This window comes from Streptomyces sp. BR123 (genome assembly GCF_013401435.1).
Taxonomy (GTDB): domain Bacteria; phylum Actinomycetota; class Actinomycetes; order Streptomycetales; family Streptomycetaceae; genus Streptomyces.
In genome coordinates, this window is sequence record NZ_JACBGN010000408.1 from 1 (window position 1) to 5,180 (window position 5,180).

The 5,180-nt window shown below is 74.8% G+C and carries 5 protein-coding genes; 3 read left to right on the plus strand and 2 right to left on the minus strand.

Annotated features, from left to right (window positions below):
* A partial coding sequence (locus HYE82_RS33805; protein WP_179178043.1) for a hypothetical protein occupies nucleotides 1-188 on the minus strand: 188 nt, incomplete at its 3' end.
* Nucleotides 189-361: 173 nt separating this feature from the next.
* Between HYE82_RS33805 and HYE82_RS33810 the strand changes: the two genes are divergently transcribed.
* Both HYE82_RS33810 and HYE82_RS33815 read left to right on the plus strand, forming a co-directional pair.
* Nucleotides 362-1,093, plus strand: coding sequence for a lipopolysaccharide biosynthesis protein (locus tag HYE82_RS33810; RefSeq protein ID WP_179178046.1), 732 nt, complete (start codon nucleotides 362-364; stop codon nucleotides 1,091-1,093).
* On the plus strand, nucleotides 1,090-2,232 hold the full coding sequence (locus HYE82_RS33815) for a GNAT family N-acetyltransferase (protein ID WP_179178044.1): 1,143 nt from the start codon (nucleotides 1,090-1,092) through the stop codon (nucleotides 2,230-2,232). The genes HYE82_RS33810 and HYE82_RS33815 overlap by 4 nt, the downstream gene beginning before the upstream one ends.
* A 5-nt stretch (nucleotides 2,233-2,237) precedes the next feature.
* On the opposite strand, the gene HYE82_RS33820 is transcribed toward HYE82_RS33815, so the two are convergent.
* Complete coding sequence (locus HYE82_RS33820; RefSeq protein WP_179178045.1) at nucleotides 2,238-3,665, minus strand: glycoside hydrolase family 26 protein; 1,428 nt, start codon at nucleotides 3,663-3,665, stop codon at nucleotides 2,238-2,240.
* A gap of 295 nt (nucleotides 3,666-3,960) precedes the next feature.
* Between HYE82_RS33820 and HYE82_RS33825 the strand changes: the two genes are divergently transcribed.
* A partial coding sequence (locus HYE82_RS33825) for an ATP-grasp domain-containing protein (RefSeq protein ID WP_306439680.1) occupies nucleotides 3,961-5,180 on the plus strand: 1,220 nt, incomplete at its 3' end.

Here is a 5,180-nt window from a genome sequence, read left to right on the forward strand (position 1 = left end):
CCCTCGGCCACCGCCACGGTCCCGGCCGCCCCCTCGGCTTCCGCCGCGGCCCCGGCCACCGCCTTCGCCGCGACCTCCGCCTCGGCCCCGGTGGCTCCGGCTGCGGCGTCCGCCCAGGCCACGGCTCCGGCCCCGGGCGCGTCTGCCGCCCCGGCCCCGTCTGCCGCCCCGGCCTCGGCTGGGGCCACCGCCCTGGCTCCGGCGGCCGTCGCGTTCGTCGGCCGGACGGCCGCGACCGCCGGCGCGCCGGGTTCCGCGCGCGAGCCGCGGCCGGCTCGCGGCGACCGGGACTGAACCGCATGTCCCGGGTCCCGAACGGGCCCGGGAGGAACACCTTTTCACCCAGGAAGTGAGCACGCACATGGCCGACAGCGCCGAGCAGAAGAAGTCCGACCACCGCCGCCGCCGGGTACGGCTGCTGCCGCCGCCCGCCTGGTGGCCGTTGCCCGTCTGCGCCGTGCTGGGGCTGGCCGCGGGCGGCGCGTACGGTGTCCTCAAGGCGCCCGAGTACGCCGCCACCAGCTATGTCGTCGCCGTCCCGGACGACACCACCGAGCCGGCCACCGCGCTGGGCTTCGCCCAGGCGTACGGCCGCATCGCCACCAGCAGCTCCACCCTCGCGTACGCCCAGCCCCGCGCCGGGCTGAACGCCCGCCGGCTGCGGACCCAGGTCCGCGCCGAGACCTCCCCCGACTCCCCGATGATCGCCGTCACCGGCACCTCCCGGAGCGCCGCCGAGGCGGCCGACATCGCCAACGCGGTCGCCGACGCCCTGTCGCTGAGCAGCAATCAGGCCGCCAAGAACACCGGCGTGCAGCTGCTGCTGTTCAGCCAGGCCGTGGCCCCGGCCGATCCGGTCTCGCCGTCGGCCCCCGTCTCCGGAGCCGTCGGGCTGTGCGCCGGCGGGCTGCTCGGCGGCCTGTGGATGCTGGCCCGGCCCGGCCGCGGCCGGCGTGAGCAGCAGCAGCTGCCGCGGCAGGAGCAGCCGTCGCGGCAGGAGGAGGAGACCGTCGTCGAGGAGTTCACCGCCACGCCCACGCTGCCGGCCCAGGGCGAGCACGCGGAATCCAAGGAGAAGGAGTCCGTGCGATGACGCAGGGCTCCACCGGGGCCCTGTCGGTGACGCTGTGCCGTGACCCCCGGCAGTTCGCCGCACTGGCCGAGCCCTGGAACCGGCTGTTCCGCTCCTGTCGTACCGCCACGCCCTTCCAGAGCCACGCCTGGCTGCACTCCTGGTGGCTGTCGTACGGCCGGGACGGGCGGCTGCGGATCGTGCTCGTGCGGCGCGACGGGGAACTGCTCGGCGCCGCCCCGCTGATGCTCGTCCACCGGCCGCTGCCGCTGCTGGTGCCGCTCGGCGGGGGCATCACCGACCACTCCGACGTACTCGTGGCCGACGCGTACGCCGGCCAGGTCGTGCCCGCGCTGGCCCACGGGCTGCACCGGGCCGCCCGCGGCGCCGTCGTCGACCTGCGCGAGGTGCGGCCCGGCGCGGCCGCCGAGGCCGTCTACGAGCAGTGGCCGGGCGTGCGCAGCAGGCTCGCCGACTCCACCTGCATGGAACTGCCCGCGCTGCCGTTCGACGAGCTGGTCAAGCGGATGCCGGCCTCCGGGGCCCAGCGGGTGCGGGCCAAGCTCCGCAAGACCGACGCGGCCGGCATCGAGGAGCGCGAGGTCACCGAGCACGAGGTGCCCGGTGCCGTACGGACCCTGCTGCGGCTCCACGAGAAGCAGTGGCGCGGCCGGGGGGTCACGCCCGAGCACCTCAAGCCCCGCTTCGCCGAGCACCTGACCCGGGCCACCCGGCGGATGGTGCGCGCGGGGGAGGGCCGGCTGACCGAGTTCCGGCTCGACGGGAAGGTGGTGGCGGCCAACGTCACGCTGCTGTCGGGGGCGCTCAGCGGCGGGTACCTGTACGGGGCGGACCCGGACCTGCGGGCGCGGAAGGTGGACGTGGCGACGCTGCTCCTGCGCTACGAGGCAGGCCGGGCCCTCGCGGAGGGCCGCCCCGTGGTGAGCTTCCTGCGCGGCAGCGAACCGTACAAGAACCACTGGCGGCCCGACACGGTCGTCAACCAGCGGTTCCTGATGGCCCGGACGGCGCTCGCGCCCCTGCTGCGGCTGCACGAGTCGCAGGTGGCGGGGCGCGAGCGGGCGGTGGACGCCCTGCGCGAGGCGCTGCCGGCCGCCCGGGACTGGCGGGCCAGGCTCAACGAACTGCGGGTGCGATGACGGGTCTACCAGGGCCAGAAACCGGAGTCCCGGTCCCAGTCGAGGGTGATGCAGACCGACTGCTTGCCGACCAGCTTGGCGAGCCAGTCGCCGAAGCCGAGAGGCACGCACCACTGCGTGCTGTTCACGGGTGTCGGACGGGACGGCCACGGGCTGGGCGCGGCCGGGCTCGGCGCGGCCGGGCTCGGCGTGACGGGCGTCGCCGCCGGGCTTTCGGGCGCCGGGGTCTCCGGTGCCCCGGGCGCGGAGACCACCGGCGAGGGCTCCGGCACGGGCAGGTGGGGGAGCGGGAGCGGGATCGGGAGCGGGATCGGGAACGGGATCTGGGGCGTGGGCACGGTCGGGGTCGGCGCCACGGGGGTCGGGACCACCGGCGTCGGTACCACGGGGGTCGGGACCACCGGGGTCGGCACGACCGGCGTCGGCACCGCGGGCGTCGGGACCACCGGGTCCGGCACCCCGGGCGTGAGCGCCTTGCGGAACACCTGCGCCGACAGCGGGTTCTGCTTGCACTGCCACACGCCGTGCGGGCAGTAGTCGGTGATGGTGTGGTAGAGCGGCTTCTGCTGCTCGATCCACTGGAGCATGCGCCGCACGTACTCCGGGTTGTCCCCGCGGCGGTACAGCCCCCACTCGGGGTACGAGACCCGCTTGCCGTGTGCCTTCGCGAAGTCGACGTGGTGCTGGAGCCCGTACGGCTGGGTGATCTGGTCGTCGAAGGTGCGGCCCGGACCCTGGTCGTAGGAGTCCATGCCGATGATGTCGACGACGTCGTCGCCCGGGTAGCAGTGGGTCCAGCCGATCGCGTCCGTCCCCCGGTTGGGGGCGAAGTCGAAGCTGAACTCCTGCCCGGGGACGGACCGCATCGTGGTGACGATGCGCCGCCAGTACACCTTCCAGTTGTCCGGGTCCGGCGCGCACCGGTGGGTGTAGGTGACGCCGTTCATCTCCCAGCCGAGCACGATCACCGTGTCCGGCACGCCCAGGTCGACCAGCCGCTCGGCGAGCTTGCGGAAGTGCGCGTCGAACCGGCCCTCGGCGCCCTCCCGGATCAGCCGGGCCACCTGGCGGTCGGGCACGCGGCCCTCGTTGCGCTCCTGCATGGGCACGTTGAGCACGAAGAGCCGGTCGGCCGCGGCCCGGCGCCACTCGGCCCAGTCCTCCAGGAAGCCGACGTTCCCCTCGATGCCGGCCCAGCGGTCGCCCGGCAGATAGGTGTGGCCGACGCGGATCTCCTTGCCGCCGAGCCAGTTCGACAGGAACGGGATCCGCGCGACCCCGGACGGCCCGTAGTCGAGGTAGGCGCCCATCGCGGTGTCCGCGGCCTTCGGCTGCTCGTCGTCGGGGGGCGCGAGCGCGGCGCCGGTGGCGAGCAGCCCGGCCGCGACCGTACCGATACAGGTGCTCGCCAGACGGCGATGTGTTCTGAGCATGGCATCTCCCGGGCTCTCCCGAATCGGTGCGCTTGCCACAGACGTTAGGCATCACATCCGATGAACGGCCTGTCCGATGACCGCCTTCCTAGGCCATTTGCAGTTGCGCACCACCCTTGCTTGGTCCGACTAGGTGAAAGACACCGTTTCCATGTACGAGTTCTCCGGCCACGTGCCCGCTGTTGTGCTCAGACTCGACCGGAATCCGTTCCACCACGGAACCCTGGGCGCGGTCAGATCCCTTGGGCGCAAGGGCGTGGAGGTCCATACCGTCGTCGAGGCCGGGGGAGGTCCCATGGGGCGTTCGCGGTACGTGCGCGCCGTGCACGAGGGACCACCGGGCGGGCTCCACCCGGAGGCGCCGGAGGCCCTCGGGGAGTGCCTCGCCGGGGTGTCGGAGCGGATCGGACAGCCTGCGGTGCTCATCGCGATGGACGACCTGAGCGCGATCGCCGTCGCACGGATCGCACCGACGCTCGAGGGACGGTTCCGGATCCCCCACCAACCCGACGGCCTGCCGGACAGGGTGGCCGACAAGGCCGAACTGTCGGCGCTGTGCGCCCGCTGGGACATCCCGCATCCGGAGACCGTGATCCCCGGCAGCGGCGCCGAGGCAGCCGAGGCGGCCTGGCGGCTCGGCCTGCCCGCGGTCGCCAAGTGGAGCCGGCCCTGGCTGCTGCCGACAGGCTCCGGCCTGCGCAGCACCACCCTCGTGCACACCGCCGCGGAGGCACGCCGGCTGTACGAGCGCAGCGCGGAGGCCGGGAGCCGGCTGCTGCTGCAGCGGTTCCTGCCCGCAGGCGCCGACACGGACTGGTTCTTCCACGGCGCCTTCGGTCCGGGCGGGCGTCCGCTGCTCGCCGGGTCGGGCCGCAAGGAGCTGTCCTGGCCGGTGCGGACGGGGCTGACGGCGGTGGGGCGCTGGCTGCCCGATCCGGCGGTGGAGGAGGTGGGGCTGCGGATCGCCGAACGCCTGGGCTACCAGGGGATCCTGGACCTCGACTTCCGGCGGGACGAGAGCGGCTGCTTCCGGCTGGTCGACTTCAACCCGCGTCCCGGGGCTCAGTTCCGGCTGTTCACCGACGCGGCCGGGCTGGACGTCGTCCAGGCCATGTACCTGCATCTGACGGGGCAGCAGGTGCCCGCGCAGTCAGGGGGGCCGGGCCGGGTGTTCGTCGCCGAGAACTACGCGCTGCTGGCGGCGGTGCGCGGGCGTCGGCTCCCGCTGCGGCGGCGCGGGCGGCCGGAGGGGCGGACGGAGGCGGCCTGGTTCGCGGCGGACGACCTGATGCCGTTCCTGGCGATGCTCGCCGCCTTCCTCGGACGGGGAGCGGACAAGGGGGCGCGCGTCCTGCGCCGGATCCCGGCGCACGGGCAGCGCACGGCGCGCGCGGTGGTGCGTACGCCGCGGCAGCGCGCCCCGCGCCAGCGCGGCGGCAGCCAGGCGCCGCCGGGGCAGCCCGTCCCCGCCCTGCCGGCCCCGCCGCGGTACGCCGCGGTCGTGCTGGCCGGAGC

Excerpts from the sequence above, each read along its gene's own strand:
- HYE82_RS33810 (WP_179178046.1), top strand. The coding sequence starts at position 362 with ATGGCCGACAGCGCCGAGCAGAAGAAGTCCGACCACCGCCGCCGCCGG.
- HYE82_RS33815 (WP_179178044.1), top strand. The coding sequence starts at position 1,090 with ATGACGCAGGGCTCCACCGGGGCCCTGTCGGTGACGCTGTGCCGTGAC.
- HYE82_RS33820 (WP_179178045.1), bottom strand. The coding sequence starts at position 3,665 with ATGCTCAGAACACATCGCCGTCTGGCGAGCACCTGTATCGGTACGGTC.